The sequence below is a fragment of the Halorussus salilacus genome, assembly GCF_024138125.1.
GTDB lineage: Archaea > Halobacteriota > Halobacteria > Halobacteriales > Haladaptataceae > Halorussus > Halorussus salilacus.
This window is the reverse complement of the sequence record NZ_CP099993.1, coordinates 1,479,537-1,506,033: the sequence shown is the minus strand read 5'-3', so window position 1 is coordinate 1,506,033 and position 26,497 is coordinate 1,479,537. Positions and strand designations below refer to the sequence as shown.

Annotated in this window: 25 protein-coding genes and 1 pseudogene; 16 read left to right on the top strand and 10 right to left on the bottom strand. The window is 66.7% G+C overall.

The features are described 5' to 3' along the window. The first annotated feature begins 69 nt into the window (after positions 1-69). On the top strand, positions 70-234 hold the full coding sequence (locus NGM10_RS07760; protein WP_253483688.1) for a DUF6757 family protein: 165 nt from the start codon (positions 70-72) through the stop codon (positions 232-234). Positions 235-271: 37 nt separating this feature from the next. Here NGM10_RS07760 and NGM10_RS07755 read toward each other — a convergent pair whose 3' ends face one another. Then, positions 272-592: a 4Fe-4S dicluster domain-containing protein gene (locus NGM10_RS07755; RefSeq protein ID WP_253483686.1), complete on the bottom strand. Its 321-nt coding sequence runs from the start codon at positions 590-592 to the stop codon at positions 272-274. 207 nt (positions 593-799) lie between these two features. Between NGM10_RS07755 and NGM10_RS07750 the strand changes: the two genes are divergently transcribed. Then, on the top strand, positions 800-1,267 hold the full coding sequence (locus tag NGM10_RS07750) for a cupin domain-containing protein (protein WP_253483684.1): 468 nt from the start codon (positions 800-802) through the stop codon (positions 1,265-1,267). Here the strand turns inward: NGM10_RS07750 and NGM10_RS07745 are convergent. Further along, positions 1,264-1,521: a hypothetical protein gene (locus NGM10_RS07745; RefSeq protein ID WP_253483682.1), complete on the bottom strand. Its 258-nt coding sequence runs from the start codon at positions 1,519-1,521 to the stop codon at positions 1,264-1,266. The genes NGM10_RS07750 and NGM10_RS07745 overlap by 4 nt on opposite strands. Positions 1,522-1,630: 109 nt before the next feature. Here NGM10_RS07745 and NGM10_RS07740 point away from each other — a divergent pair, with 109 nt between their 5' ends. The 9 genes and pseudogenes from NGM10_RS07740 (at position 1,631) to NGM10_RS07700 (ending at position 13,043) form a co-directional block, all read left to right on the top strand. Beyond that, entirely contained in the window at positions 1,631-2,839 is a 1,209-nt protein-coding gene (locus NGM10_RS07740) for an MFS transporter (protein ID WP_253483680.1), read from the top strand. Positions 2,840-3,082: 243 nt separating this feature from the next. Continuing rightward, positions 3,083-3,763: a hypothetical protein gene (locus tag NGM10_RS07735; RefSeq protein ID WP_253483678.1), complete on the top strand. Its 681-nt coding sequence runs from the start codon at positions 3,083-3,085 to the stop codon at positions 3,761-3,763. Positions 3,764-4,000: 237 nt separating this feature from the next. Beyond that, on the top strand, positions 4,001-5,200 hold the full coding sequence (locus NGM10_RS07730; protein ID WP_497007321.1) for a hypothetical protein: 1,200 nt from the start codon (positions 4,001-4,003) through the stop codon (positions 5,198-5,200). 4 nt (positions 5,201-5,204) lie between these two features. Continuing rightward, positions 5,205-5,297 (top strand): annotated as a pseudogene (locus tag NGM10_RS07725) (IS6 family transposase); the annotation flags it as partial. Between the two features lie 1,037 nt (positions 5,298-6,334). Next, entirely contained in the window at positions 6,335-8,164 is a 1,830-nt protein-coding gene (locus NGM10_RS07720) for an ABC transporter substrate-binding protein (RefSeq protein WP_253483673.1), read from the top strand. Positions 8,165-8,240: 76 nt separating this feature from the next. Beyond that, positions 8,241-9,227, top strand: a complete 987-nt coding sequence (locus NGM10_RS07715) for an ABC transporter permease (protein ID WP_253483670.1) — start codon at positions 8,241-8,243, stop codon at positions 9,225-9,227. Continuing rightward, positions 9,227-10,141 carry an ABC transporter permease gene (locus NGM10_RS07710; RefSeq protein WP_253483667.1) on the top strand — a complete coding sequence of 305 codons (915 nt, stop codon included), beginning with the start codon at positions 9,227-9,229 and terminating at the stop codon, positions 10,139-10,141. The genes NGM10_RS07715 and NGM10_RS07710 overlap by 1 nt, the downstream gene beginning before the upstream one ends. Then, a complete protein-coding gene (locus NGM10_RS07705; protein ID WP_253483664.1) occupies positions 10,138-12,186 on the top strand; it encodes a dipeptide ABC transporter ATP-binding protein in 2,049 nt (682 codons plus the stop codon). Before NGM10_RS07710 ends, NGM10_RS07705 begins: the two co-directional genes overlap by 4 nt. Continuing rightward, positions 12,183-13,043 (top strand): HpcH/HpaI aldolase/citrate lyase family protein, encoded by an 861-nt coding sequence (locus tag NGM10_RS07700; protein ID WP_253483662.1) that lies wholly within the window; start codon positions 12,183-12,185, stop codon positions 13,041-13,043. The genes NGM10_RS07705 and NGM10_RS07700 overlap by 4 nt, the downstream gene beginning before the upstream one ends. A gap of 148 nt (positions 13,044-13,191) precedes the next feature. On the opposite strand, the gene NGM10_RS07695 is transcribed toward NGM10_RS07700, so the two are convergent. Next, a complete protein-coding gene (locus NGM10_RS07695; RefSeq protein ID WP_253483659.1) occupies positions 13,192-15,309 on the bottom strand; it encodes an acetate--CoA ligase family protein in 2,118 nt (705 codons plus the stop codon). A gap of 180 nt (positions 15,310-15,489) precedes the next feature. On the opposite strand from NGM10_RS07695, the gene NGM10_RS07690 reads away from it, so the two are divergent. Both NGM10_RS07690 and NGM10_RS07685 read left to right on the top strand, forming a co-directional pair. Further along, positions 15,490-16,281, top strand: a complete 792-nt coding sequence (locus NGM10_RS07690) for an aldo/keto reductase (protein ID WP_253483657.1) — start codon at positions 15,490-15,492, stop codon at positions 16,279-16,281. A gap of 161 nt (positions 16,282-16,442) precedes the next feature. Next, on the top strand, positions 16,443-16,829 hold the full coding sequence (locus NGM10_RS07685) for a thiol-disulfide oxidoreductase DCC family protein (RefSeq protein ID WP_253483655.1): 387 nt from the start codon (positions 16,443-16,445) through the stop codon (positions 16,827-16,829). A gap of 95 nt (positions 16,830-16,924) precedes the next feature. On the opposite strand, the gene NGM10_RS07680 is transcribed toward NGM10_RS07685, so the two are convergent. From NGM10_RS07680 to NGM10_RS07665, 4 genes are all read right to left on the bottom strand, one after another. Continuing rightward, positions 16,925-18,136 carry an acyl-CoA dehydrogenase family protein gene (locus NGM10_RS07680; protein WP_253483653.1) on the bottom strand — a complete coding sequence of 404 codons (1,212 nt, stop codon included), beginning with the start codon at positions 18,134-18,136 and terminating at the stop codon, positions 16,925-16,927. Positions 18,137-18,238: 102 nt separating this feature from the next. Further along, positions 18,239-18,658 carry a DUF7344 domain-containing protein gene (locus tag NGM10_RS07675; RefSeq protein WP_253483650.1) on the bottom strand — a complete coding sequence of 140 codons (420 nt, stop codon included), beginning with the start codon at positions 18,656-18,658 and terminating at the stop codon, positions 18,239-18,241. A 130-nt stretch (positions 18,659-18,788) separates the two neighbouring features. Continuing rightward, a complete protein-coding gene (locus tag NGM10_RS07670) occupies positions 18,789-19,505 on the bottom strand; it encodes a type 1 glutamine amidotransferase (protein ID WP_253483647.1) in 717 nt (238 codons plus the stop codon). Positions 19,506-19,597: 92 nt separating this feature from the next. Further along, positions 19,598-21,082, bottom strand: coding sequence for a class I adenylate-forming enzyme family protein (locus NGM10_RS07665; RefSeq protein WP_253483644.1), 1,485 nt, complete (start codon positions 21,080-21,082; stop codon positions 19,598-19,600). An 83-nt stretch (positions 21,083-21,165) separates the two neighbouring features. Between NGM10_RS07665 and NGM10_RS07660 the strand changes: the two genes are divergently transcribed. Beyond that, the gene (locus tag NGM10_RS07660) at positions 21,166-21,306 is read left to right on the top strand and encodes a hypothetical protein (RefSeq protein ID WP_253483641.1); all 141 of its coding nucleotides are present in this window, start codon (positions 21,166-21,168) and stop codon (positions 21,304-21,306) included. A gap of 20 nt (positions 21,307-21,326) precedes the next feature. Here NGM10_RS07660 and NGM10_RS07655 read toward each other — a convergent pair whose 3' ends face one another. Both NGM10_RS07655 and NGM10_RS07650 read right to left on the bottom strand, forming a co-directional pair. Continuing rightward, on the bottom strand, positions 21,327-22,103 hold the full coding sequence (locus tag NGM10_RS07655; RefSeq protein WP_253483638.1) for a DUF7847 domain-containing protein: 777 nt from the start codon (positions 22,101-22,103) through the stop codon (positions 21,327-21,329). An 83-nt stretch (positions 22,104-22,186) separates the two neighbouring features. Next, positions 22,187-22,987: an alpha/beta fold hydrolase gene (locus NGM10_RS07650; protein WP_253483635.1), complete on the bottom strand. Its 801-nt coding sequence runs from the start codon at positions 22,985-22,987 to the stop codon at positions 22,187-22,189. A 93-nt stretch (positions 22,988-23,080) separates the two neighbouring features. On the opposite strand from NGM10_RS07650, the gene NGM10_RS07645 reads away from it, so the two are divergent. Both NGM10_RS07645 and NGM10_RS07640 read left to right on the top strand, forming a co-directional pair. Continuing rightward, positions 23,081-24,250: an HD domain-containing protein gene (locus NGM10_RS07645; protein ID WP_253483631.1), complete on the top strand. Its 1,170-nt coding sequence runs from the start codon at positions 23,081-23,083 to the stop codon at positions 24,248-24,250. A gap of 72 nt (positions 24,251-24,322) precedes the next feature. Beyond that, positions 24,323-25,390: a YhjD/YihY/BrkB family envelope integrity protein gene (locus NGM10_RS07640; RefSeq protein WP_253483628.1), complete on the top strand. Its 1,068-nt coding sequence runs from the start codon at positions 24,323-24,325 to the stop codon at positions 25,388-25,390. A gap of 3 nt (positions 25,391-25,393) precedes the next feature. On the opposite strand, the gene NGM10_RS07635 is transcribed toward NGM10_RS07640, so the two are convergent. Beyond that, a complete protein-coding gene (locus NGM10_RS07635) occupies positions 25,394-26,362 on the bottom strand; it encodes a methyl-accepting chemotaxis protein (RefSeq protein ID WP_368408652.1) in 969 nt (322 codons plus the stop codon). Between the last annotated feature and the right edge of the window lie 135 nt (positions 26,363-26,497).

Here is a 26,497-nt window from a genome sequence, read left to right as displayed (position 1 = left end):
TCGCTATCGGCGGTGGGTTCAAGGGGTCCGAGCGCAGGGTTCAATTCGATGCAGGACGTATCCCGAGGTATGCGGTGTCACTACTGCGACCGGGAAGCCACGTTCGCCCCCGAGAAAGGCGGCGTCAGGGTCGGCCTCTGCGACCGCCACTTCCGCGAGCAGTTCGAGAACCTCGCCGAGACCGACGCGCTCGCGTCGCTCCGACAGGAACTCGACGTGGACCGGCCGGAGTAGCGACTCTCGCCCCGTCGTTCGCCGAAAAATCGCCGGATCAGACCCGGCCCGCGTCCACGTCGATGGCGTCGACCGGACAGACGTCGACGCAGAGCATGCAGTCGATGCACTGGGCCTCGTTGGCCGGGTCGGCCTTGCGCTCGCTCTCGGGGTGGTCGGGGGAGTCTACCCACTCGAACACGTCGACGGGGCAGTCCTCCAGACACGCGCCGTCGGCGATGCAGATGTCGAAGTCGACGGCGACGTGGGTGCCGTGGATGCCAAGCTTCTCGGGTTCGTCCACGGGACCCCAGACGTCGTGTCCCTCGTGCGTGTCGACCTTCTCGCGGTTCTCTTGGAATTGCGGATCGATAGCCATGCTAGTTCACCTGCAAGAACACACGCCGAGCGGGTACTTAAAACAAGGTCCCTAACTTAAAACTGTCGACGACGCGAGAGGTTTAGGTCGGGCTAAAAACGCGGGACGTGATGGGGTGGGTCGGTGCGACCTCCCGAGCGTCCGGCGGAACTTTAAGTCAGAACCGTCCACCCAAGCGGCTTTGTCGTCGGGCGAATATCCCCCGACATGGAGAAGGTCCGAATCGAGGAGGTCCGGTCGCGACCGGGTCCGGCCGACGTGAAGCGGCCCCTGACCGACGCGCTCGGCGCGACCGACCTCTCGATGAACTACTTCGAGCTCGCGCCCGGCGACAGCTTCGCGTTCGGGTATCACGCACACTCCGGCCAGGAGGAGGTGTTCTGCGTCCGGTCGGGGACGGTCACCTTCGAGACCGAGGACGGCGAGGTCGCGGTCGAGTCGGGCGAGGTCGTCCGGTTCGCACCCGGCGAGTACCAGCGAGGAGTCAATCGCGACGGCGAGCGCGTCGTCGCGCTCGCCGTCGGCGCGCCCCGGGAGAGCGGCGACCTCGACATGCGCCGAGAGTGTCCCGAGTGCGGTGAGCGAACGTCGAACGAGATATCGCGCGCCGAGGACGCAGACGCTCTCCTCACGCGGTGCGTCGAGTGCGGCGCGGAGACGGGCCGGTTCGACTAGCGGCGACGACACGCTCGCCCGCCGTCCCCGCTCGCTCCCCCGCCGAACACCCGCCACGCGAGTCCGAGAGCGCCGACCGTCAGTATCGTCACGAGCACCTGCGCGAGGCCCGCGCCGAGTCCTCCGGCGACCGCGCCGGTGGTGAGCGCCGCGCCCCCGACCGCCGCACCGCCGACCAGAGCGCTCCCGAGACAGCAGAGGCTCGCCGCACCGCCCAGTCCGAGGACGGTCCACGACTTCTCGCGTTCGACCATACCCGACGATTCTCGTCCACGGCCTTCTCCTTTTTGTCTGACTACTTACAGGAATTCGATTCAGCGAGTGCTTTTGACTGGTGGGGGACAATTCCGGTCCGAGAACGCCGTGTTCGACCGCCGCCCGCCGTCGCCCGTGTTCGAGTACTACTGCTATCAGGCGACCGTCTCGTTCGGGTTCTTCTCGCCAATCTTCACCCTGTTCCTGCTGGACAGGGGGCTGACCTACACCGCCATCTCGTCGCTGAGCATGCTGTACGCCGTGTTGACCGTCGTCGGCGAGATACCGACCGGCTACGTCTGCGACCGCATCGGCCGCCGCAACAGCCTCCTCGCGGGGTCGGCGTTCATGACCGTCTCCATCTTCGGGTTCGCGGTCGTGGAGTCGTACCTCGGTCTCGCCGCGCTGTACGTCCTGTGGACCCTCTCGCTCGTGTTCCGTTCGGGGTCGGGCGACGCGTGGCTCTACGACACCCTCGAAGCCGAACTCGACGAGGGCCGGTTCGCCCACGTCCGGGGGCGCGGCCAGTCGGTCCGGCAGGCCGTGACCGTGGTCGCGATGCTCGCGGGCGGGGTCCTCTACGGCATCGACCCGACCTACCCCTTCGTCGCGTCGGGCGTCCTGAACGGCGCGGGGGTGTTCGTCCTGTTCGCGCTCCCGAAGAACCGCCAGTACGCCGACGGTAACGAGGATGATACGCACTTCACCGTCCTCGAAGCCCTGCCGGTCCTCCGCGACCGGCTGACCCGCCCGCCCCTCCGGTCGTTCGTCCTCTACGCCGCGCTGTTCTTCGGCGTGGTCGAGGCGGCCAACACCTACGTCCAGCCCATCAGCACCGAGACGCTCGGGGTTCCGGTGGCCTCGATGGGACTGCTGTACGCCGCCTTCACCGGGGTCTCGGCGGTCGCGAGCTACTACGCCGGGGCGGTCAAGGACCGCCTCGGCGTCCGGGGCGCGATGGTCGCCGTCCCGGTCGCGCTCGGAGTCTCCCTCCTCGCGCCCGTGGCGTGGCCCCTGCTGGCGTTCCCGACGTTCTTCGCCCTCAAGGGGTCGCGGTCGTTGCTCCACCCCATCGTGACCCAGCACGTCAACGACCACGTCGAGTCGGTCGGGCGCGCGACCGTCCTGAGCGCGGTGTCGATGGCGTACGCGCTGGTTCGGCTCCCGCTCTACCTGCTCGGCGGCGTCGTCGCCGACGCCGCCACGCCCGTCCTCGCGGTCGGGGTCCTCGGCGCGGTGTTCCTCGCGGGGGTCGCTGTCGTGCGGTCGGTCTCCTCTCCGGTCGGCGGTGTCGATTCCGGTCCTACGTCGGGATGATTTGAGCCAGAGCGATGGGGATACGAGAGTCACCACATCGCTCGGCGTCCGAGAACGAACACCAGCAACGCCATCAATAATGCGCCGAGGAACGACTCGACCGTTGTGAGAAGCTTCTCACCTCCTGTTGAGTAGGCCATAAACGCTGGATTATATGAAATATTATTGATTATTTCGATATTTGTATAAGTATATATTCGTATGTAAAGACTTTAATACATGCCATGAAAATAGTGGATTGTAATGGCAAAGATGAATGAAGGTAATTCAAGCATGGATAGCAAAATTCGGCGACGGTCTGTCTTAGCTAAGATGGGTGCCGGAGCGGTTGCAGGACTAATCGGGGCAACTGGGCAGTCTGTCGCCGCTTCTGAGATCGAAGTTGACCAAGAAGCGCGAGATCTCTATGAGAGTTACAGCTCTAAAGAAAGCTACGTCGAGGCTGTGCAAACGCATGCATCAGGCGTCGTTGATGAGCTACACTCTCGAGGCGATATTTCGACAACAGATGTGAGCGAAATAGTCGAAGACCCTACTGAATCTGAGAAGACAGATACTCTTGTTGTGCCTAACGGAGATAGTTGGCGCGCACTTCTGAGGATTGAGGTAAATGAATTAGTCACAATTCAGGTAGAACCTAGCGAAAAGAGCTCACATGGTAAGGTGTCGAGAGAAGATGGACCACAGATTATAACGTCTGATGACCTACAATCTGGCTCTGAATCAGATGATAGTGTCGGGACAACTGCTCACGGGACTGCTGATTGCTATACAAATTATGAAACCTGTTACGGAGGATATGCCGGTGGTGGCGACACAATCTGCTATATTTACGAGGTTTATGACTGCCCCTCCGGCTGTGTTGAACACCAAACTGACCAAACCTGTCAAGAGTGTAGCATAGATGATCCTAGCCCCTGTTAGATCTCTAGGTTACCAGCAGACCTGAATTTCAATAAGAATTAACCATGGTCAAGGCGTCGTTATATCAGCACAGTTTAAATATAACTTTGCGTATGTGAGGGAGGGGTAAAACAGCTGATTGCTGAAAAGTACGGTTTACCGTATGAAGTTATTAACCAAATTCTATTCAATCGAGGTTGCTAAACCTCTACACGGTTTGTATTATACCATGCCCAATCAATCAACACGGTGATAACGATGAATCGACAAGTACTGGCGGCATTGGTAGTGGTTTCCGCAACAGTATTGGCTGGTTGCGGCGCGTTCGGTGGCTCAGAATCCCCGACTGCGACACCGGAAACAGCGTCGACGACGACGAACGCGAATTCGTCGACGCCCGAGCGGACAGCTACCACGGACAATCGAGTCTCCGTCTATGGTGACCTCGCGGTGAACGCCTCGCTTGTCTGGGAGCGCCTTGAGTCGTTGTTCGGAGAAACGTACGAGCCGCCATCCGTGATAGTTCAGCAACGGAGTGGAGAGCCAATGGCGCGTCCGCTGGCGGCCCACCTCGGCCTCGGAGAAGGTGCCGATTCCTACACGGATGGGACAGCCGGTGGGCAGTACCTCCCGAATGAGGATCGGGTAGTATTCTTCCCCCGGAACGGATCCAGAAACAACGTTGAGCGCATACTTGTCCACGAGTTTGCCCACGCTATCCAATCGCGGATCGGGCTGAATGAACGAGCACCCCACGGTGCCGCACACGGGAGCGTAATCGAGGGCGGAGCCGTCTACATTGAGGACACCTACACGCGGGAATTCCTCGGGTTCTCGTCGATTGAACGCCGGTGTGAACGCTACCGGAATGGCTCACCGTACGCCCGAAACTGGCAGCAGTCGTACTGCTTCGGTGGCGAGTACTTCGCCGAAACGCTCGACTCGCCGAGCGATTTCCTTGATCCGGATCTCCGCTTACCTAATACGACCGAACAGGTGCTCCACCCCGAGAGTACCGACCAACCAAGAAACCTCACGGTCGTCGACAAGACGCCTAGGGACTGGACCACGCCGGCCACGATGGAGCGACAGGGCGAACTGTTCATTCGGACCGTCCTTGGCGTTGAACTGAGCGAGGACCGTGCCGCTGACGCCGCGGCTGGCTGGGGCAACGACCGACTCCTCACCGTCACGGGCGACACCGAGGGATACGTCTGGGTGCTACGCTGGGACACCGAGACTGACGCCGATGGGTTCGAGAGCGCGTTTGCCGACTACCTTGACGCTCGGGGGAATAAGACCGCTGACGGCTGGACCGTTGACAATGATCGCTATCGGCTATCTACCATCGATGAACGGACAGTCGCAGTAGTCACCGGGAACGAGACGTTCGTTGAATCCGTCATGGTAACTAAAGACGACAAGAATATAACGGTCTCAGCAGATGGAAGTGCATAATTAGAGTGACAGCGTCGGCGACCCGTCGACGGCAACGCTGTCGCGGGTCGCAGTCGACGAGACCGCTGTCCGGGTGAACGGAGAGTTATCTTGGGTGTAGGTTGCAATCGACCTGAGCCAACGGTTGGCAAACGGAGTCCGGAGGCGCGTTCGAGCTGTAAAACGCGATGAGTCTCAAGGCCAACTCGGACCGGTGGACCTTAACCGACTCAAGAACCGAGTTCTAGCTCGGAATAACGACGCCTATCAGTTCCTCTACGACTTTTACGGGGAGAGTATCGGAAACTTTATTCAGAAGTCGGAACTGTGTCACCGACTTCGAACGATGGCCCCAGAAATCGAACCGTTCCCACTTGAACGAAAGCAGAAAATCGACTCGAACGTTTCCGTCTGGAAATGTGACCAGCGTTACGACGCCATCGAAGCCTCTCTGAGTATGATTCCCGGTAACGACCGACAGATTTGTATCGAAGCACACGACCTCGGGCGTTCCCGGAACGGCTAGACAGTATTTGCCACTGTCAATCCCCGCGATTTCGTCGATGATGGAGTAGAAGATACGGTTCTAGAAGTCACTGATATCGATGAAATCGAGGATCTGGCCGTTGGCTCGTGATTCCGAACGGTAAGACGAAGCGGACTTCCTGTTTATTCCACGTTCCCCTCTGTTCGTATCCGCCCCCACGCGAGTCCGAGCGCGCCGACCGTTAGTATCGTCACGAGCACCTGCGCGAGGCCAGCGCTGGTCCGGCTCCCGCTCTACCTGCTCGGCGGCGTCGTCGCCGACGCCGCCACGCCCGTCCTCGCGGTCGGGGTCCTCGGCGCGGTGTTCCTCGCGGGAATCGCGACCGTTCGGGCGGTTTCGTCGCCGGTCGGACCCGCGGAACGACCTCGAACCGACACCGGATTATAGGTTAAAGAATTTAATTTAAAACCGAAATAACTCTAAGCTCTATTGGCAATACTTGGTTCTTCCTGACTATCTTTCCTGTCACACCGGAATGCTTAAGTTTGGAAACTACTACCATGCGTTCGCCAACCATGTCAGGTAATGACGGCCGAGAGTCACGTTCTCATTCGAACCACACGGGACTGAACCGGCGACGGTTTATCAGTGCCTCCGCGGTCGCCGGGATGGCCGGTATCGCGGGCTGTAGCGGGATGTTCGGTGGCGGTGGAAACGGAAGCGGCGAGGCCGACGAGGACGCCGAGTCGGTCGAGACCCAGTTCTGGGAGGACTGGCCCGTAGAGACGAAGAACAACGACAACGTCCCGGTCGACTACACGGCGACCGAGGGCCAGACGCTGGACCCGGTCACCATCAACTACTCCAGCGAGGAGGAGCCGTGGATGGAGGAACACGCGGTGATGATCGAGTCCAGTCTCATGGAACTCGGCATCCCGACCGAGATGGACGACGTGCCGCTCAATCGGCTGTACGACGAGTACTGGCCCGCCGACACCGGCCACATCGTCCCCATCTCGATGAACACCCACGGGCCGGACCCCCAGCGGGGGCTCGACCCGAACGCGTTCCTGCTCCGGATGCATCCGGAGGACTCCGGGAACTACATGAACTACTACGACGAGGAGGTCCGAGACCTCATCGACGAGGAGAGCGCGGAGGTCGAAGACCAGGACGCTCGCCGGGAGACCGTCCACGAACTCCAGGAGATCATGAGCGAGGACGTCTTCTGCTACTCCATCAACTTCCCCGACGTCATTCAGGCCGCCAACACGGCCAACTGGTCGGGGTACGTCCCGACGCCGGGCAACGGGACGAACCGCGACTCGTTCATCTGGACCCACGTCAACCTCCAGCCCCAGGGCGACGACACCACATGGGTCAAGGGCGTGACCACCGAGATGAACGGCCTGAACCTCCCGTGGTCGGCGGGCGGAGAAGCCGCGAAGCGTATGACCGTCATCTACGACGGACTGTACGACGCCTCGCCGCAACTCGAAGTCGTACCCGCGCTCGCGACCGACCACGAGATCGTCGACGACACCACCATCGAGATGGACCTCCGCGAGACGACGTGGCACGACGGCGAGGACTTCACGCCCGAGGACGTCAAGTTCTCGGTCGAACTGTTCCAGGAGTACGACGCGCCGGACATGGCGGTGTTCACCGACCCCATCGACAGCGTCGAGGTCGTCGAGGAGGGCCTCGGCGGGCGGGTCAGGTTCAACCTCGACGGTCCCGACGCCTCGTTCATGACCCAGCGGGTCGTGATGAGCGCCATCATCCCGAAGCACAAGTGGGAGGACGTCGACGACCCCGCGAATCACAACCCCGAGGAGCCGGTCGGGACCGGCCCCTTCCAGTTCGCTAGCTGGGACCAGGGCTCGCGCATGGAGGTCGAGAAGTTCGAGGACCACTGGATGTGGGACGAGGACGAGCGCGAGGAGATACTCGGCGAGTACTTCGAACCGGGCGAGGGCGTCGACGGCATCGTCTGGTCGAACGTCGGCAACACCGACGCCCTGCTCGGCGCGCTGGAGGGCGGCGACATCGACGCCGTCGACTCCATCCTCACCAACGAGCAGGCCGACGAACTCGCGCAGAACGACGGCATCGACAAGCAGGTCTCGGAGAACTTCGCGCCGCTGGACGTTCACATCAACCACATCGTGCCGGTCTGGCGCGACAAGGTGATTCGAAAGGCGGTCGCTCACTCCATCAACAAGCAGGGGTTCACCGACGACGTCCTCGACGGGAACGCGACGGTCACCCCCGGCAACAACCTCATTTCGCCGCTGGTCGAGGACTGGTACTACGAGCCCGACGACTACGAGTACGACCCCGAACTCGGCAGGGAGATGCTCGAGAAGGCGGGCTATACGTGGGACGACGAGGACATGCTCGTCTGGCCCGAGGGCGACGCGTGGGACGCGTTCATGGACCGACTGGAGGACGGTCACGCCACCCGAGAGGAACTCGAACAGGACGACTTCTCCTGATTCCCCGACCGTTGCCAGCGTTCACCCACAACCGACTCGCGGAGTGTGAAACTACCCTTTCGATGAAACCATACCAATGAGCTTCCGACGATTCCTCATCAAGCGAATCACCATCGCCGTCGTGCTGACGTTCGTCGCGGTGTCGGTCATCTTCGTCGCGCTCCGGATGCTTCCCGGCGACCCGTTCAGTTCGCTCGTGGCGAGCGGCGGGCTGACGACCGAACAGGTCGACGCGATTCGCGCCCAGTACGGCCTCGACGAACCGCTCTACGTCCAGTACTACAAGTACGTCGTCAATCTGCTGACGTTCAACTTCGGCTACTCGCTGACCAACAGCCAGCCGGTGTGGGCGGTCATCCGCCCGCGCCTCGTGGCCACGCTGATACTGCTGATTCCGGCGCTCGTCGCGACCGCGGTCGTGAGCACGCTCGCAGGCATGTACGCGGGCTGGAACCGCGGCTCGCGCTTCGAGAAGTACAGCATCGTGCTCACGACGTTCTTCCGGTCGACCCCCGCGTTCGTCACCGGCATCTTCCTGCTGATGGTGCTGTCGTACGCGCTCGGAATCTTCCCGGCCTACGGCATGCGGTCGCCGACCGCGAACCCGGAGGGCTGGTACGAGACGTACGTCTCGGCCGACTTCGCGATGCACTACTTCATCCCGTTCCTGACGTCGGTGCTGTACTTCAGCGGCGACTTCCTCCTGCTCGCGCGCAACAACGTGGTCGAGCGGAAGGGCTCGGAGTTCCTGAACCTCCACGCCGCGAAGGGCCTCTCGGACACCGAACAGCTGATGCGGGCGGGCCGAAACTCCCTGCTCCCGGTCGTGACCTACTTCGCGCTCCGGATGGGCATGATGTTCCAGGGCGTCATCACGCTGGAGGTGGTCTTCAGTTGGCCCGGCATCGGTCGCGCGCTCGTGCGGGCGATCAACCAACAGGACTACCCCACGGTGCAGGCCGCGGTGTTCATCATGGCGCTCGCGGTCATCCTCGCGAACCTCCTCGCCGACGTCACCTACGCGCGCCTCGACCCGACCGTGGCCGAGGGAGGTGAGAGCTGATGAGCGTCGAATCGCTCTCGACCGAGCGGGTCAGCGAACTCGGCGGGAAGGCAAAAAACGTCCTCGGCGTCATCGTCAAGGACCGGTGGGCGGCGGCCGGACTCGTCGTCATCGTGCTGTTCGTGACGCTGGGCATCCTAGGACCGGCCCTCGCTCCCCACGACCCCATCAGGGACACGCTCCGGGGCGAGGACAATCAGCCGCTCCGGACCGAGGCACCCAGCGAGGAGGCGTTCATGGGGACCACCGCGTTCGGCAAGGACGTGTTCAGCCAGTTCCTCGCGGGCGCGCGGCCGACGTTCCTCGTCGGCCTGTTCGGCGGTATCGGGACCGGAATCGTCGGCTTCCTCGTGGGGCTGGTGAGCGGCTACTTCGGCGGCCGGGTCGACGAGGTGTTGATGCGGCTGACCGACCTGACGTTCGCGCTCCCGCTGTTGCCGATGGCGTTGCTCGTGTTGACGTTCGTCCAGCCGAGCACCCCGATAATCGTGCTGGTGCTCGTGACGTTCCTCTGGAAGATGCCCGCGAGGGTCATCCGGTCGGAGGTCATGTCGGTGAAGAACCGGACGTTCGTGCGGTCGGCCCGCGCCAGCGGCGCGGGCCACCTCCGGACGATGTTCTACCACGTCGCGCCGAACGTGCTGGCGGTCGGCTTCCTGTACACCGCCTACGCGGTCTCGTGGTCCATCGCTGTCGAGGCGTCGCTGTCGTTCCTCGGATTCGGCGACCCGACGACCACGAGCTGGGGCACGATGCTTCAGGAGGTGTTCGAGTCGGGTGACATGCGTGACGCGTGGTGGTGGGTCCTGCCGCCCGCCATCGGTATCTCGGCCATCACGACGTCGGTGTTCCTGGTGGGCCGGTCGCTCGAAGAGATAATCAACCCCGAGATTCAGACGGAGGGCGATCAATGACGCTACTGGAAATCGAGGATCTGAAGATCACGTACGAAACGGAGGACAGTGCGGTCCACGCGGTCAACGACGTCTCGCTCTCGATGGACGCCGGAATCAACTACGGGCTGGTCGGCGAGAGCGGCTGTGGCAAGTCCACGCTGGCGCTGTCGGTCCTCGGACTGTTGGACGACAACGCCAGAATCGAGCGCGGCGAGATACGGTTCAAGGGCGAGAACCTCCTCGAACTCTCGGACGAGGAGTACCGACAGCTCCGCTGGGAGGAGATCGCCTACATCCCCCAGAGCGCCATGGACTCGCTCGACCCCGTGATGTCGGTCGGGGCCCAGATCGTGCAGGCCATCCGGAAACACCGCGACGTCTCGAAGTCTCAGGCCCGCGACCGAACGCGGGAGGTCTTCGAGATGGTCGGGCTGGAGACCGACCGCATCGACGACTACCCCCACCAGTTCTCGGGCGGGATGCGCCAGCGGGTGACCATCGCGATGGCGCTCGCGCTCGAACCCGACCTCATCATCGCCGACGAGCCGACGACCGGCCTCGACGTCATCGTTCAGGACAAGATCATCGACAAGATGCTCGAGATTCAGGAGCAGGTCGACAGCTCCCTGCTCCTCATCACCCACGAGATCGGCGTCGTGGCCGAGACCAGTGACGAGATATCGGTCCTCTACGGCGGCAAGGTGATGGAGCAGGGCCCCACCGACGAGGTGCTCGCCGAACCGTCGAACCCCTACACGATGGGGCTGAAGAACTCGTTTCCCGACATCGAGAAGCTCGACGAGTACGCCATCACGATTCCGGGGTCGTCGCCGGTCCTCGACGACGACCCCGCCTCGTGCGTGTTCGCGGGGCGGTGTCCGTTCGCGACCGAGGCGTGCCAGCAGAGCCATCCCGACCTCGTCGAGGTCGGCGAGAGCCACACGGCGTGTCACCACGCCGACGCCGCCGCCGAGATGCGCTCGGCGGCGGCCGACCCCGAGACGTGGGGGCTGTCGGTCGAGGAACGCGACTCGCGGGAACTGGGCGAGACGATACTGGAGACCAAGGGCCTCTCGAAGTGGTACGAGCAGTCCCAGCCGCTGCTCGACCAACTCAGCGGGAAGGAGCCCAGCTACGTCAAGGCGGTCCAGGACGTGTCTTTGGAGATTCGCGAGTCCGAAATCCTCGGCATCGCGGGCGAGAGCGGCTGTGGCAAGTCGACCCTCGCGGAGACCGTCGCGTTGCTCAACTCCCGGACAGACGGCGAGATATCGTTCAAGGGGCGGCCGGTCGACGAGTACCTCGACGAGGACCCCAAGGAGTTCCGGTCGAAGCTCCAGTTCATCTTCCAGGACCCGTTCGACTCGCTGAACCCGCGCCAGAAGGTCCGGTCCATCGTGAGCGAACCCCTGAAGATACAGGGATGGTCGGCCGAGCGCATCGACGAGCAGGTCGACAGGACGCTCGAAGACGTCGGACTCAACCCCCCCGAGCAGTACCTCGACAACTACCCCCACCAGCTGAGCGGCGGGGAGCGCCAGCGGGTCGCCATCGCCCGGGCGCTCGTGGTCGAGCCCGAACTGCTCATCTGCGACGAGCCCGCGTCGATGCTCGACGTCTCGCTGAAGGCGTCGATACTCAACATCCTGCGACGGCTCGCCGACGAGCGCGACCTCGGGGTGATGTACATCTCCCACGACCTCGCCAGCCTCACCCAGATCGCCGACAAGCTGGCGATAATGTACCTCGGGCAGATCGTCGAGCAGGGACCGACCCGGGAGGTCATCGCCGGGCCGAAACACCCCTACGTCGCGTCGCTGCTGTCGGCGTCGCCCAAGACCGACCCGCGGGTCGAGCGCACCCGGGTGTTGCTCCCCGGCGAGCCCCCGAGTCCGGTCGACCTGCCCGACGGGTGTAACTTCGCCCCGCGGTGTCCGAAGGCACGCGAGGAGTGTCTGTCGGCCGACCCCGAACTGGAATCGGTCGACGGGGGCGACCACAGCGCGGCCTGCTACTTCCCGGTCGACGAGGTCGACGAGGAGGTGCTCGCGGAGTACCGATGACGACCACCGTCCGACGGTCGGCGCTGTTCACGCCCGCCGACCAGCGCTCGATGATGGAGAAGGCCGCCGACACCGACGCCGACGCGCTCACGTTCGACCTCGAAGACGCGGTCGCGCCCGACAGGAAGGGCCTCGCGCGCGAGAACCTCGTGGCGGTCCTCGACGAGGTCGATTTCGGAGCCACAGAGGTCGGGACGCGAATCAACGCGGTCGGCACCGACCACTGGCGCGAGGACGTAGACGCCGCGGTGGCCGCGGGCGTCGACGCGGTCGCGGTTCCGATGGTCGAGTCGGTCGAGGGAGTCGAGACGCTCCTCGGAGCGCTCGACGACGCGACCGACGACCCGCCCGCGGTTCGGCTCGGGTTCGAGTCGCCAGCGGGCGTGTTCGCGGCCGACGACATCGCTCGGCGCGTCGAGGACGCTCCGGAGGTGGTCGGCATGTCGTTCGGCATCGCCGACTACTGCCGGGAGATCGGCGCGCCCGACATCTCCGCGCGGGTCCGGGAGTTCCTCGAACACCGCATCCGCGGCTGTGCCGCGCTCGGGGGCCTCGACGCGTTCGCCTCGCCCCACCTCGACGTCGACGACGAGGAGGGACTGCGCGAGCGCGCCGAGAGCGCCCGGGAACTCGGCTACGCGGGGATGAGCGCCATCCACCCGGGACAGCTCGCGACCATCAACGAGGTGTTCACGCCGAGCGACGAGCGCGTCGCCCAGGCGCGACGGCTGGTCCGGGCGTTCGACGACTCCGACTCCGACTCGCTGCTGGTCGAGGGGGTGTTCCTCGACACCGCCACCGTCGACCGGTATCGCGACGTGGTGGCGGTCGCCGAGCGCATCGAGAGCGACCACTGACCGCGGTACTCGCTTTCGGTTTCCGCTTTTTCCCACCCCTTCTTCCCACCGCTTTTTCCCACCCCTAATTTTTCCTCACCCGTCGTTCTTCCCGACGCCCGACGCGGCGGTCGGCGGTTCCGCCGACCGCCGCCGAGCGGGACGCCCGCTACTCGGTCCTGACGAGCACGTCAACGACGGCCGCGCCGTCCTCCCGGACGATGACGGGGTTGAGGTCGACCTCCCGCACCTCGGGGTTCTCGACCACGAGGTCGCCGACGCGTTCGAGGAGGTCGGCCAGCGGCTCGACGGGGATGGGCGGGCCGTCGCGGCGCTCCGCGAGGAGCGCCGCGAGCTTCGTCGCCTCGACGGCCTCCCGTGCGTCGTCGCCGGATATCGGGGGAACTCGGACCGCGCGGTCGTCGAGCAGTTCGACCAGCGTCCCGCCCGGCGCGACGGTCACGAGCGGCCCGAACACCTCGTCGGTCGAGGCCCCGACCAGCGCCTCGACGCCGCCCTCGACCTGCTCTTGGACGAGGACGCCCGCGATTGCGGCGTCCGGCGCGTACTCGCGGGCGTTCCCGACGATTCGCTCGAACGCCTCGCGGGCGGCCGCCTCCCCGTCGATGCCCGTCTCGACCGCACCCGCCTCGGTCCGGTGGGGCAGGTCGGGCGAATCGACCTTCATCGCGACCGGGAAGCCGACCTCGGCGGCGATGGCCGCCGCCTCGTCGGCGTCGGTCGCGAGTCGGGTCTCGACCGGTTCGATGCCGTACTCGTCGAGCAGCGACTCGGCGTCCGACCAGCCCAGCACCCCGCCCGGGGGAAGTTCCGGCGGCTCCTCGACGCGAGTCCGCGACCGGAGTTCCGAGCGCGAGGGCTTTTCGCTCACCCGGTCTCTGACCTCGCCGAAGTCCACGAGCGAGGCGAGCGCGTCCATGCAGCGCTCGGGGTCGTAGAACAGCGGAATCTCCTCCCGGACGCGCTCGTAGGGGAGGCCGTCGGTCGGTTCGTCGGGCTCCTTGCGGCCGGTCCACAGGAACACCACCGGGTCGTCGGTCCCCTCGGCGACCTCCAGCACGTCGGGGACGATGCGGTCGGCCCGCTCGTCGACCGCCGACAGTCCGAGCGCGAAGACGTAGGCGTCGAAGCTGTCGTCGGCGAACAGCACCTCGGCGATGTCGGGCAACACGTCGGCGCCGTAGCCGCGGATGTCGGCGGGGTTGTGCATCTCGCCGAAGGTGAGCAGGTCGTCGTGTTCGACGAGCGCGCGCTCGGTCTCGCCGTCGATGTCGGGGAGTTCGAGGCCGCGCTCGGCCGCCATGTCGGCGAGCAGGCTCGCCAGCCCGCCGCTCGTCGAGGCGATTGCGACCCGGTTCGACGCGGGCGGGTCGAACGCCTGATGGACGCTCGCGCGTCCCAGCAGGTCGGGGATGTCCGGGACGCGCTCGACGCCGGTCTGGGCGAACGCGCCGTTCCACGCGGCGTCGTCGCCGGTCAGCGACCCGGTGTGCGAGAGCGTCGCGGCCTCGGCGGTCTCGGACTGGCCGATCTTGATTGTCAACACGGGGGTCCCCTCTCGGACCGCGCGGTCGACGACCGTCATGAACCGGTCGGGGTCGGCCAGCCCCTCGACGTACGCGCAGATGACCTCGACCTCGGGCTGGTCGGCCATGTACTCGACGTAGTCGCTCACCGTGAGGTCGGCCTCGTTGCCGGTCGAGGCGAGGTACGCGAAGTCTACGTCCTCGTCGGCCGCGCGCTCGAAGAAGGTGGTGAACGCCAGCGCGCCCGACTGGCTGACCAGTCCGATGGAGCCCGGTTCCGGCGGTCGCGAGCAGGTGCTCGTCAGCACGGTGCTGTCGACCGCGTTCGCCAGTCCGATGCAGTTGGGTCCGCAGACCCGGATGTCCTCCTCGTCGGCGACCGCCGCGAGTTCCGACTGGAGGCGCTCGCCTTCCTCGTCGGCCTCGGCGAACCCCGCGGTGATGACGAGCGCGGCCGGGACGCCGAGTTCGCCCGCCTCGCGGACCACGCCGACGGCGTACTCGCGCGGAACGCTCACGACGACGAGGTCGACCGTCTCGGGCACCTCTTCGATGGAGTCGTAGCACGTCCGTCCCCACGCCTCGTCCCTGCTGGGATTGACCGGGTAGAACTCCCCGTCGAAGCCGTAGTCGAGGAGGTTGTCGATGAGGTTCGCCGAGTAGAACGAGTCGGGACTCGCGCCGACGACCGCGATGGAGTCGGGCGAAAACAGCGGGTCGAGTGGTACGGAATCTCCCATGGGACACCCACTCGTGACCGGCGCATAAATCCCGCTATCGGACACATGTGATGCCGGTTTCCGTTCTTCTATACGGGGCGTGTTCGTAGTCGACATCCGTCCGGCCTCCCCGCTCGCGCCCTCGCCGCTTCGCTTGCCGACGCGCGTAGCTTTTTCCGCCCGCCCGAACACGTCACGACCATGACGACCATCCCGAGTCCCGGCCTCGGCACCTCCGGGAACGACGACCCCGACCAGTGCGCCGAGAGCGTCCGGACCGCGCTCGAACTCGGCTACCGACACCTCGACACGGCCCAGATGTACGACAACGAGGCGGCCGTCGGCGAGGGCATCGCGACCAGCGAGGTCCCGCGCGAGGACGTGTTCCTCGCCACGAAGGTCCACCCGACCAACCTCGCGCCCGACGACGTGGCGACGACCGCCCGCGAGAGCCTCGACCGACTCGGCGTCGAAGCGGTCGACCTCTTCTACGTCCACTGGCCGATGCGGGCCTACGACCCCGAGGAGACGCTTCCGGCCTTCGACGACCTCCGCGAGGCGGGCGTGACCCGCCACGTCGGGGTGAGCAACTTCACGGTCGAACTGCTCGAAGAGGCCCGCGAGATTCTCGACGCGCCCATCGTCGCGAATCAGGTCGAGTGCCACCCCCTCCTTCCGCAGGACGACCTGCTCGACTACTGCCGCGAGCGCGACATCACCCTCGTCGCCTACGCGCCCCTGATGCAGGGCGAAGCCGGGCGCGTGGACGCGCTGGCCGACGTCGCCGAGACCCACGACACCACGCCCGAGGCGGTCAGCCTCGCGTGGCTCTCCCAGCGCGAGGGCGTCGTCCCGATTCCGAAGGCCACGGGCCGCGAGCACCTCCGGGCGAACCTCGACGCGCCCGACCTCACCGCCGAGGAGGTCGCGCGAATCGACGCAATCGAGGACCGCGAGCGCCTCGTCGACCCCGACGGCGCGGCGTGGAACTGACGGGGTGGTCCGGACCCCACCGCCCTGCCCGGACCCCATCGCCCTGCCCGGACCCCATCGCCCTGCCCGGACCCGATAGCTCCGCGTCGAATCCGGCCGACGGCCGGATTCGACGCGCGATTCCCCCGCGATTTAATCGGCTGGGGACCCATTGCTCGCCCGTGTCGAACTCCGAACCCGAGTCCGACTCTCTGCCCGTCATCGTCTACGACGACGACTGCGGCTTCTGCGCGTGGAGCGTCGCGTTCGCCGACCGCCGCGGGGAGTTCGACGTGCTGGGGTTCTCGGAACTCTCGGACGCCGAGCGCGCTCGACTTCCCGACGGCTACCGGGAGTGCGCCCACCTCCTGACCGACGAGGGCGTCTACTCCTGCGGCGAGGCGACCGAGGAGATACTCGTTCGGCTCGACTCGCCGGTCGCGCTCGCGGCCCGCGCGTTCCGCCGGATTCCGGCGAGCGAGCGCGTCCGCGACCCGCTGTACCGGTGGGTCGCCGACCACCGCGCGTGGTTCGGGAAACTGGTGCGTAGCGGTCGGCTTCGTCGCTGACGGGATTGCGGTCCCACTCGGACTCTATCGGGTCACTCGCACGCCGCGATTCCGGTCGCTCACCGGAATCCCCGCTTTACTCGGACCCTATCGGGTCACTCGTAGGCGGGGATTCCGGTGAGGTCCTCGCCCAGAATCAGCGTGTGGATGTCGTGGGTGCCCTCGTAGGTGTACACCGTCTCCATGTTCGCCATGTGGCGCATCGGCGAGTAGTCGGCGGTGATGCCGTTGCCCCCGAGCATCTCGCGGGCGATGCGCGACTGGTCGCGGGCCATCCGGACGTTGTTGCGCTTGGCCATCGAGACGTGCTGCGGTCGGAGGTCCCCGCGCTCCTTGAGGTCGGCGAGTCGGTGGGCGAGCAGTTGGCTCGTGGTTATCTGGGTCGCCATCTCCGCGAGCTTCTCCTGCTGGAGCTGGAAGCGTCCGATGGGGCCGCCGAACTGGTCGCGCTCGGTGGCGTACTCGCGGGCGGTCTCGAAGGCGTCGCGGGCCGCGCCGACCGCGCCCCACGCGATGCCGTAGCGGGCCTGCGTGAGACACGACAGCGGGCCCTTCATCCCCTCGACGCCCGGCAGGACGGCGTCCTCGGGGACGTAGACGTTGTTCAGGCCGATCTCGCCCGTGATGGACGCCCGGAGCGAGAGCTTCTCGTCTATCTTGTTGGTACTGACGCCGTCCCTGTCGGTCTCGACGAGGAACCCCCGGACCGGATTCCCTTCGGCCGAGCGGTCGCGGGCCCACACGACCGCCACGTCCGAGATGGGGGAGTTGGTGATCCACGTCTTCGAGCCGTTGAGGACGTACTCGTCGCCCTCCTTCTCCGCGGTGGTACCGCTCCGTTCCGAGGCGCTCCGCGCCTCGCGCTTCTCCGCGTAGGTCTCCATCCCCGAAGGGTTCGAGCCGTGTTCGGGCTCGGTGAGGCCGAAACAGCCGACGAGCTCGCCGGTGCCGAGGCCGGGGAGCCACCGCTCTTTCTGGGCCTCGGAGCCGTAGGCGTAGATGGGGTACATCACGAGCGCGCCCTGAACGCTCGCCATCGAGCGCAGGCCGGAGTCACCGGCTTCCAGTTCCTGCATCAGCAGGCCGTAGGCCTTCTCGCTGACGTTCGGCAGGCCGTACCCGTCGAGGTTGGGCGCGTAGAACCCCATCTCGCCCATCTCGGGGATGAGGTCGGTCGGGAAGGTCCCCTCGATCCAGTGGTCGCCCACGTCGGGTTTGACCTCCTCCTCGACGAATCGCCGAGCGGTGTCTCGGATCATCCGCTCTTCCTCGCCGAGGTCCTCCTCCAGCGAAACGTAATCGAGCATGGGTGACGGTGGGACCCCGACCGTGAAAAACGCTCCTACTCGCGTACCGCTCTGCCGGTGCGTGGCACCTGCGGTCGGGAGAGCGGTGGGATTCGGGCCCGACTACAGCTCGACGTTGTCGTCCCTGCTCGTCGCGATATCGAGGTACGCGTCGACCTGCTCGGCGTGGGGACCCCGAACGACAACGTCGTCGTCCTCGTCGTACTCCACCATCCCCATCATCGAGAGCTTCGGCAACTGCGAGTGGCGAAGCGAGGTGAACACCCGCTCGCAGTGCTCCTTCGAGACGAGGTCGATGGGCTTGCCGGTCTCCCACGTCGCGACGGTCTCGACGAGGTCCTCCATGTCGACGGGCTCGTCGGCCTCCCGCAGGAACGTGAGGACGTACCTGCTCCGTCTCGATGCCAGCGCATCGAAGACGTTGTCTTGGGACAGCGGCGAAGCGTTCGCGTTCGGTTGGTGCGGGGTAACGGTGCGTTGACCGTCCGACTCCCCGCTCCCGTCTGCGATTCCGTCTTTCATTTCCCTACCGTAAGTCGCGAAGGGGGGTGTGCTTGCTGGTTCACTGGTAATGGTGTTTAAACCCCGTCTCGACCGAATCGCGAGACAGAACCGGGGTCCGAGGACGGAAGGACGGCGCGGGTGCGTCGGGTCAGGCCGGGGTCGCGTCGGCTTCGAACTCGGTGTCGGCGTCTCGGACCTCGCGAGCGTAGTCACAGAAGTTCTCGAAGAGGGTCTTGGCCTCGCAGGCCCTCCCGTAGTTCTCGTCGTGGATGCCGTCGAGCACCTTTCGGAGCCGCTCGTCGGGCAGGTCCTTGCCCTTCGTGACCTCCTCGGCGGTCGCCATGTCGTACTCGGGGTGGAACTGCACGCCGAAGACGTGGCCCTTCCGGAACCCGTGGTTGGAGTAGTCGTTCGACGCGATTTCCGTCGCGTCGGGCGGAAGTTCGACCACGGCGTCCGAGTGAGTCGTGAACACGGTGAACCGCTCGTCGATTCCCTCGAACAGCTGCGAGTCGCCGGTGTGCTCGACTTCGCGGTAGCCGATCTCGTACTCGCCCATGTCCCGGACATCGCCGCCGAGCACGTCGGCGAGGAGCTGGTGGCCCCAACAGACGCCCAGACAGGGGAGTCCCGCCCCGACGGCCTCGCCGACCCACTCCTTGGTCGGCGGTATCCACTCCTCGTCCCAGTAGACCGACGAGCGCGACCCGGAGATGACGACCCCGTCGTATTCGAGGGTCTCGGGCAGGTCGCCGCCGGTCGCGTCGAACTCCACGAGGTCGGCGTCCAGCTCCCGCCGGAAGTTCCGCCGGGTGGACTCGCCCTCGTGGGCGGCGTTGATGAACGCGATGCGAAGTCGACTCATCGTGCGCTACGATGCACCTCTCGGACAAAAGAGGTTCCGCTACGGGGAGTTCTGCCGGTACTCCGGACCGCTGGCAAACTCCGGTCCGGGACTCACTCGGTCTCGAACCGCTCTTCCCCGCCCAACTGCCGTCGAATCTCCGCCCGGTCGGGTTCGCCGGTCGCCCGGCGCGGCAACGACTCCACGACCGATATCTCGCGGGGAACCGCCCGCTCGGGGAGCCGGTCGGCGACGAACGCCCGGAGTTCGCCGGGGTCGGCGTCGCCGACGACCGCCGCGAGCGCTCCCTCTGAGTCCACCACGGCCCCGGCCTCGGTCACGCCCTCGTGGGCCTCCAGCGCGCGCTCGACCGTCCGGGGGTGGATTCGCTCCCCCTCGCCCTCGGCGGCCTCCGCGGTCGGTCCGAGGACGTGGTAGTCGCCGCCCTCGCGGTACGCGAGGTCGCCGGTCGGCACCCACTCCCCGAAGGTCTCGCCGTCGACGTAGCCGCGGGCGGTCACCGGCCCGCGGAGTTCGAGGCCGCCGACCTCGCCCTCCGGGACGGTCGCGTCGGCGTCGCCGACGATCCGGGCCTCGCAGTCGGGGAACGGTCGCCCGACGCGGTCGGGGTCGGCGCTCGCGCTCGCTCGCTCGGCCGGGAGGTAGAGGTCGTTCGGCCCGGTCTCGACCCGGCCGTAGGCGCGGACGACCGGTGCCCGGTCGGCCAGCGCCTCGCGGGCGTCGGTCGGGAGCGGGGACCGCGTTCCGAACCACTCGACACCCCCGAAGTCGGTCCGCTCGAACGCCCCGTCGGCGACCAGTTCGCGGTACTCGGTCGCCCCCGCGAAGAGGTGGGTCGCCCCGCGGTCCTCGACGACCCCGAGCGCGCGCTCGGGGTCGAACGCCCGCAGGACGACGACCCGGCCGCCGACGTACAGCAGGGGGAGCACGAGTCGGTGGAGACCGTCGGTGTCCGAGAGGGGCAGCAGCGTCGGCGCGCAGTCGCCCCTGCCGAGACCCCACGCCGCGACCGCGGTGATGCAGTTCCACTCGACCGCGCGCTCGGGGAGGTCCACGACGCGCTCGGCGGTCACCTGGTCCGGGTCCGAGTCGTCCCCTCTCACGTCGGCCCTTCCTTTCGTGTGGAGATACAACAGCGAGCGTTCGGGGTCGGTGTCGACCCGCTCGTAGCCCTTCGGCTCGCCTTCGGCCTCGGCCCGGAGTTCGCCGAACGAGCGGGCGTCCTCGTCTCCGACCTCCCGAATCAGGTCGCGCTGGGCGGGTTCGTGGACCACAAGCGCGGGGTCGACGACGTCGAGGGGTCCCTCGACGGTCGCGGGCGTCAGTCGGTGGGAAACCGGCGCGAGCGCGGCCCCGAGTCGCCGGGCCGCGAACAGCAGGGCCAGCAGCTCGACCCGGTTGCGCGAGACGACCGCCACCGCGTCGCGCTCGCCGACCCCGCGGTCGGCGAGCGCCCCCGCGAACCGGTCGGCCAGTCGGTCGAGGTCGGCGTAGCTCACCCGCCGGTCGTCGCCCGCGTCCACGACCGCCGTCCTGTCCCCCCAGAGGTCGGCCCGGCGTTCGAGCGAGAGCGTCATGACCGGGGGTTCGACGCGCCCCGACGTAGGCGTTGTTGCGGGTCCGGCGATGCTACTTTCCGCGAGGCGAGCGAAGGGGAGGTATGAGACTCTCCACGAAGGTCGTCGCGGTCGGCCTGCTGTTGGTCGTGATTCCGATTCCGGTCCTGCCGCCGTTCGTCGGGTCGATTACCGGGGGAGCGCTTCTGCTCGTCGGGCTCTTCCTGCGATTCCTCGGGGTGTAGCCGACGGCGAGGCGCGGGACCTACTCGGCGACGAACGCGTCGTCGGGCGTCCCGGTCGTCTCCGGGCCGTCGAACCCCTCGGAGTCCTCCCGGACTTGGAGGTATGCGGCCGCGATGACCCCGTAGAGGAAGACGTACAGGACGCTACCGAGTACGTTCACGAGAGCCTCACCGACGACCGGCGAGTTCGCCATGTCGAACACCGACCCCGTGACGCCGATGACGGCGCCCACGACCCCCGTCAGGACCACGAGGACCGCGAGTTTCAATCGGTTGCCTCGCGAGAGGCCCCAGCTCCGCCTGAGCGCGTCGAGGATGCCGCGGTCCTCGACGGCGACCGCGAAGCCGAAGAACAGGAAGCAGACGCTCAGGAACAGCCCGGGCAGGATGAGAAACGCCAGTCCGACCCCGACGGCGAACCCGACGAAGATTCCGCCGACGACCTGCGAGAGCGTCGCGCGCCCGATTCGGCGGGTGTAGAGGTCGGCGGGGAGCGCGGATTGCTCGCTCGTCGGTCGGACGAACGCCCGGGCGAGCACCACGTAGTACGCCGAGGTGAGCACGAGCGCGAGGACGAACAGGCCGCCAGCGACGCTCCCCGGGACGGGGAGCGTCAGCCCGAGCATCTGGTTCAGTTCGCCCGCCGCCTCGGGGGGAAAGAGCCCGGCGACGACCGTGTTGACCGAACTCTGTACGAGGAACTGGAGCGCGACCAGACCCACGAGGAGCATCGCACCGGCCCGGGTGAAGACCCGCGTGCTCCCGTCTACGATTGCTCGTCCGAGTTGGAGAGACATGACAGCATCACGCCTCTGAAGACTTATAAATCCATCCGAACATAATCTCGGCGTCGGTCCCCCTGCTCCACTCGCCCTCCCGCTCACTCCTCGCCGTGCTCCTCCAGAAAGCCCACGAGCGCGTCGTTGACCTCCTTCGAGCGCTCGACGAAGAAGAGGTGTCCGCCGGGGAACTCGCGGAACTCGCCCTTCGGAAGTCCCTCCGCGAGCAGGCGGCCGTCCTCGACCGGGACCACCCGGTCCTCGCGGCCGTGCATCACGAGCGCCGGAATCGTGACCTCGTAGAGGTCGTCGCTGGCGTCGAAGGCCGCCATCGCGTCGAGGTGACCCCGCCGGGCCTCCCGGTCGGCGTCCTCGGCGCGCCGCCACGCCACGATTCGCTCGACGAGGTCGTCGGTCTCCAGTAGCTCCTCGCTCGCGACCGGTTCGAGCGACCGCCGGAGGGCCTCGGGGTCGTCGTTCCCGACGAGCAGGCGCTCGCGCACGTCGTCGGGGACGGGGTCGGCTCGCGGGCCGCCCGCCGAGGTCCCGAGCAGGGTCAGGCTCCGCGCGCGAGAGAAGTCCAGCGCGTACCGGAGCGCGACCATCCCGCCGAGTCCCGCGCCGACGAGGTGAGCCTTCCGCGCGTTGCAGTCGGCGAGGACGGCGTCGAGGTCGGCCGCCTGCTCGGCGACGGCGTACGTTCCGGGGTCCTCGGAGCCGCCGGTTCCGCGGGGGCTGGGCACCACGACGCGGTAGGGTCCGGCGAGCGCGGGGTACTGCCAGCTCCAGAGCCACGGGCCGTAGCCCGCGTCGGCGAGCAGGACGACCGTCTCGGCGTCGGGGTCCCCGGACTCGGCGACCTCGTACTCGACGGCGACGCCGTCGTTGTCGGCTGTCGGCATGACCGGCGGTTGGGCGCGGCGGCGTTTGAGTCGTTCGTTCCCGAGCGACCCGGAGACGGACGATTTTTGTCGCGGGTGGGTCAACGCGGTGTCATGGAAGCCATCAAGGACAGCGTCCACGACCACATCCCCGTCTGCGACCTCGCGCGAGACCTGGTCGACCTGCCCGCCCTCCAGCGGTTGCGCCACGTCAAACAGCTCAGCACGGTCCGGCTGGTCTACCCGTCGGCCAACCACACCCGGTTCGAGCACAGCCTCGGGGTCTACCACCTCGCGCGCGAGGCGTGCGACAGCCTCGGAATCGAGGCCCACCGCGCGAAGGCGGTCCGGGCGGCCGCCCTGCTCCACGACGTGGGCCACGGTCCCTACGGCCACCAGACGGAGGGCATCATCGAGCGCAGGCTCGGCAGGCACCACGACGACGTGGACGACCTGCTCGCCGACGGACCCATCGCCGACGTTCTCGAATCTCACGGGCTCGACCCCGGCGAGGTCGCAGACCTCGTGGCGGGGGAGGGGAAGCTCGGCCAGCTGGTCGCGGGCGAACTCGACGTCGACCGGATGGACTACCTCGTGCGCGACGCCCACCACACCGGCGTGCCCTACGGCACCATCGACCACTCCCGACTGCTCGCGGCGCTCCGGTTCCGCGACGGCGAACTCGTGCTCTCTTCGGGAAACGTCCACACCGCCGAGAGCACGCTGGTCGCTCGCGCGCTGATGAACGCGACGGTCTATCGCCACCACGTCTCGCGCATCGCGGGCGCGATGCTCGAACGCGCGGGCGAGCGCCTCCTCGACTCGACCGACCTCGACGCCGAGGCGTTCGCCCGGATGACCGACGACCGCCTGCTCGGGGCCCTGCGCGACTGCGAGGCGACCGCCGACACCGCCCGCAGACTCGAACGCCGGGACCTCTACAAGCGCGCAGTCTGGACCGACCTCGGTTCGGTGCCCGAGTCGGTCGTCACCGCCGACCACGCGAGCGTCCGGGCGTTCGAGCGCGACATAGCTGACGCGGCGGGCGTCGCTCCCGAGCAGGTCCTCGTGGACACGCCCGGCGAACCCGGCATGCCCGAGTCCTCGACCCGCGTGGTCGTCGACGGCGAGGTGCGGCGACTCGCCGACGAGTCGCCGCTGGTCGAGGGCCTGCGCGCGGCGGGCCGCGCGCAGTGGCGACTCGGCGTGTACGCCCCCGAGGAGAGGGTTCCGGAGGTCGGCGCGGCCGCAGAGCGCGTCCTCGGTCTGGATTTCGACGAATAGAGACGGGAGAGACGCCCCGACGAGTGGGAACGAGCGGAGACGTTTTGGGCCTCGACGCCGTGATACGCTCTAATGGGGGTTCGGGGCCGTTTCTGGCGGTTCGGTCGGGCCGTCGCCCGCGAGATACGCGCACACGACGTCTCGTTGATGGCGGCCAGCATCGCGTACCACGCGTTCATCTCGCTGCTCCCGCTGCTGGTCCTCCTCGTCTTCGCGCTCTCGGTGGTCGACAGCGCGACGCTCACCGCCACCCTCGTCGAACTCACCGACTCGGTGCTCACGCCGCGAGCGCAGGCGGTGCTGGCCGAATCGCTCACCGACGACGAGGCCCGGACCCGGGTGTCCATCCTCGGGGGCGCGACACTGGTGTGGGGGCTGTTCAAGATATTCCGCGGGCTGAACGTCACCTTCGCCGACCTCTACGGCACCGACGTCGAGGAGTCGGTGGTCGTGCAGATTCGGGAGGGACTGGTCGTGGTGTTCGCGCTGGCGGTCGCGGTCGGGGTCGTGACCGCCGCGAGCGTCGCGCTCACCCTGTTTCCCGACCTGCCGTACGGGCGAGCGTTCAGCCCCCTGTTCGTCGTGGCGGGACTCGCGGTGGCGTTCTTCCCCATCTACTACGTCTTCCCCGACGTGGACCTGTCGGTGCGGGAGGTGGTCCCCGGCGTGCTCCTCGCGGCGGTGGCGTGGGCGCTCCTCCAGTCGGCGTTCCAGAGCTACGTCGTCTACTCCGCGCGGTTCGAGGCGTACGGCGCGCTCGGGAGCGCCCTCCTCGTGGTGGTGTGGCTGTACTTCAGCAGTCTCGTCCTCCTGCTGGGCGCGGTGGTGAACGTCGTACTGGCGGGCCGGACCGACGACCGGCCCGCCAGTCCCGCGGCGTCTGCGGCCCGCGCCGACCGCGAGCGGGCGGGCCGCGAACGCGTCGACCGCGAGCGCGCCGAACTCGCTCGCGCCTACGACGAACTCGCTCGTGCCCACGAGGAACTCGACGCCGAGAACCGCCGCCTCCGCGAGCGCGTCGAGTCGCTCGACGAGGAGAACGAGCGACTCAAGCGCGAGAACGCCCGACTGGCCCGGCGACTCCGGGGGCGTCGCTGGCCGGTGTGGACCCGGGCGAAGCGGTGGCTGTTCGGGCGGTGACGCTCACTCCTCGACGAGGTCTTCGACCGCCCGGTTGATCTCGCGTATCTCGTCGGTCTGGTCGTCTATCTCCCCGGCGATCTCGTCGGTCCGGTCGGCGATCTCCTCGGCGTTCGCGGCGGTCTGGTCCACCATGCTGGCGACCTCCTCGGTGCTGGCGGCCTGCTGGTCGGTCGCAGTCGCGACCTCCTCGATACCGTGACTGACCTCCGTGACCGCGCCCGAGATTTCGTCGAGGCTCTCGACCGCCTCGCCGACGGTGTCGATGCCCTCGTCTATCTGGTCGGTGCCGTCCTCGAGGCTCTCGACCGCGGTCTCGGTGTCGTCTTGGATGCCGCCGACCTTCGCCTCTATCTCGCTGGCCTGCTGTCGGGACTCCTCGGCGAGCGTCTTGATCTCGTCGGCGACGACCGCGAAACCGTCGCCCGCCTCGCCCGCGCGGGCGGCCTCGATGTTCGCGTTGAGCGCGAGGAGGTTGGTCTGCTCGGCGATGCCGTCGATGACTTCGACGATGTCGTCGATCTCGGCGACGCTCTCGCGGATGGTCTGAACATCCTCGGCCACGCTCTCGGCGGCCTCTCGGATGGCCTCCATCGTCTCGACCGCGCGCTCGGCCGACTCTTGGCCGTCCTCGGCCCGCTTTCGGGCCTGTCTGCCCGCCGAGGACACCTCCTCGGTCGAGGACGCGATCTCCTCGACCGCCGCGCTGAGGTCCGAGACCTCCTCGGCCACCTGCGCCATCCCGGTGGACTGCTCGCGAGCGAGGTCGGTTATCTCGTGGGTCTGACCCGATATCTCCTTCGAGGAGTCGTGGAGTTCCACGAGCGAGGTCTTGACCTCGTTCGCGGCCTCGTCGCCGTACTCACCGTTCTCGTCGATTTCGGCGTCGAAATCGTCGTCTGCGCCCCGGTCGGTCCGGTCGTGGTCTCGGGTTCTGCGTAATTCCTGCTTGCTCACGTCGGTACCGTTCACACCCACCGGTGAAGAGACCGGCACATGACTAGTCAGGTATCGGCGCACTCTCCGAACGGCGTGGCGAACGCCCTCCGCCGGGCTCGTTGCCCGACACCTTCCGCCCGACCGTCACAACAGCCCGGTCTCCCCCGT

Coding starts and splice junctions, on each gene's coding strand:
- NGM10_RS07760 (WP_253483688.1), top strand. CDS start 70: ATGCGGTGTCACTACTGCGACCGGGAAGCCACGTTCGCCCCCGAGAAA.
- NGM10_RS07755 (WP_253483686.1), bottom strand. CDS start 592: ATGGCTATCGATCCGCAATTCCAAGAGAACCGCGAGAAGGTCGACACG.
- NGM10_RS07750 (WP_253483684.1), top strand. CDS start 800: ATGGAGAAGGTCCGAATCGAGGAGGTCCGGTCGCGACCGGGTCCGGCC.
- NGM10_RS07745 (WP_253483682.1), bottom strand. CDS start 1,521: ATGGTCGAACGCGAGAAGTCGTGGACCGTCCTCGGACTGGGCGGTGCG.
- NGM10_RS07735 (WP_253483678.1), top strand. CDS start 3,083: ATGGCAAAGATGAATGAAGGTAATTCAAGCATGGATAGCAAAATTCGG.
- NGM10_RS07730 (WP_497007321.1), top strand. CDS start 4,001: ATGAATCGACAAGTACTGGCGGCATTGGTAGTGGTTTCCGCAACAGTA.
- NGM10_RS07720 (WP_253483673.1), top strand. CDS start 6,335: ATGGCCGGTATCGCGGGCTGTAGCGGGATGTTCGGTGGCGGTGGAAAC.
- NGM10_RS07715 (WP_253483670.1), top strand. CDS start 8,241: ATGAGCTTCCGACGATTCCTCATCAAGCGAATCACCATCGCCGTCGTG.
- NGM10_RS07710 (WP_253483667.1), top strand. CDS start 9,227: ATGAGCGTCGAATCGCTCTCGACCGAGCGGGTCAGCGAACTCGGCGGG.
- NGM10_RS07705 (WP_253483664.1), top strand. CDS start 10,138: ATGACGCTACTGGAAATCGAGGATCTGAAGATCACGTACGAAACGGAG.
- NGM10_RS07700 (WP_253483662.1), top strand. CDS start 12,183: ATGACGACCACCGTCCGACGGTCGGCGCTGTTCACGCCCGCCGACCAG.
- NGM10_RS07695 (WP_253483659.1), bottom strand. CDS start 15,309: ATGGGAGATTCCGTACCACTCGACCCGCTGTTTTCGCCCGACTCCATC.
- NGM10_RS07690 (WP_253483657.1), top strand. CDS start 15,490: ATGACGACCATCCCGAGTCCCGGCCTCGGCACCTCCGGGAACGACGAC.
- NGM10_RS07680 (WP_253483653.1), bottom strand. CDS start 18,136: ATGCTCGATTACGTTTCGCTGGAGGAGGACCTCGGCGAGGAAGAGCGG.
- NGM10_RS07675 (WP_253483650.1), bottom strand. CDS start 18,658: ATGAAAGACGGAATCGCAGACGGGAGCGGGGAGTCGGACGGTCAACGC.
- NGM10_RS07670 (WP_253483647.1), bottom strand. CDS start 19,505: ATGAGTCGACTTCGCATCGCGTTCATCAACGCCGCCCACGAGGGCGAG.
- NGM10_RS07665 (WP_253483644.1), bottom strand. CDS start 21,082: ATGACGCTCTCGCTCGAACGCCGGGCCGACCTCTGGGGGGACAGGACG.
- NGM10_RS07660 (WP_253483641.1), top strand. CDS start 21,166: ATGAGACTCTCCACGAAGGTCGTCGCGGTCGGCCTGCTGTTGGTCGTG.
- NGM10_RS07655 (WP_253483638.1), bottom strand. CDS start 22,103: ATGTCTCTCCAACTCGGACGAGCAATCGTAGACGGGAGCACGCGGGTC.
- NGM10_RS07650 (WP_253483635.1), bottom strand. CDS start 22,987: ATGCCGACAGCCGACAACGACGGCGTCGCCGTCGAGTACGAGGTCGCC.
- NGM10_RS07645 (WP_253483631.1), top strand. CDS start 23,081: ATGGAAGCCATCAAGGACAGCGTCCACGACCACATCCCCGTCTGCGAC.
- NGM10_RS07640 (WP_253483628.1), top strand. CDS start 24,323: ATGGGGGTTCGGGGCCGTTTCTGGCGGTTCGGTCGGGCCGTCGCCCGC.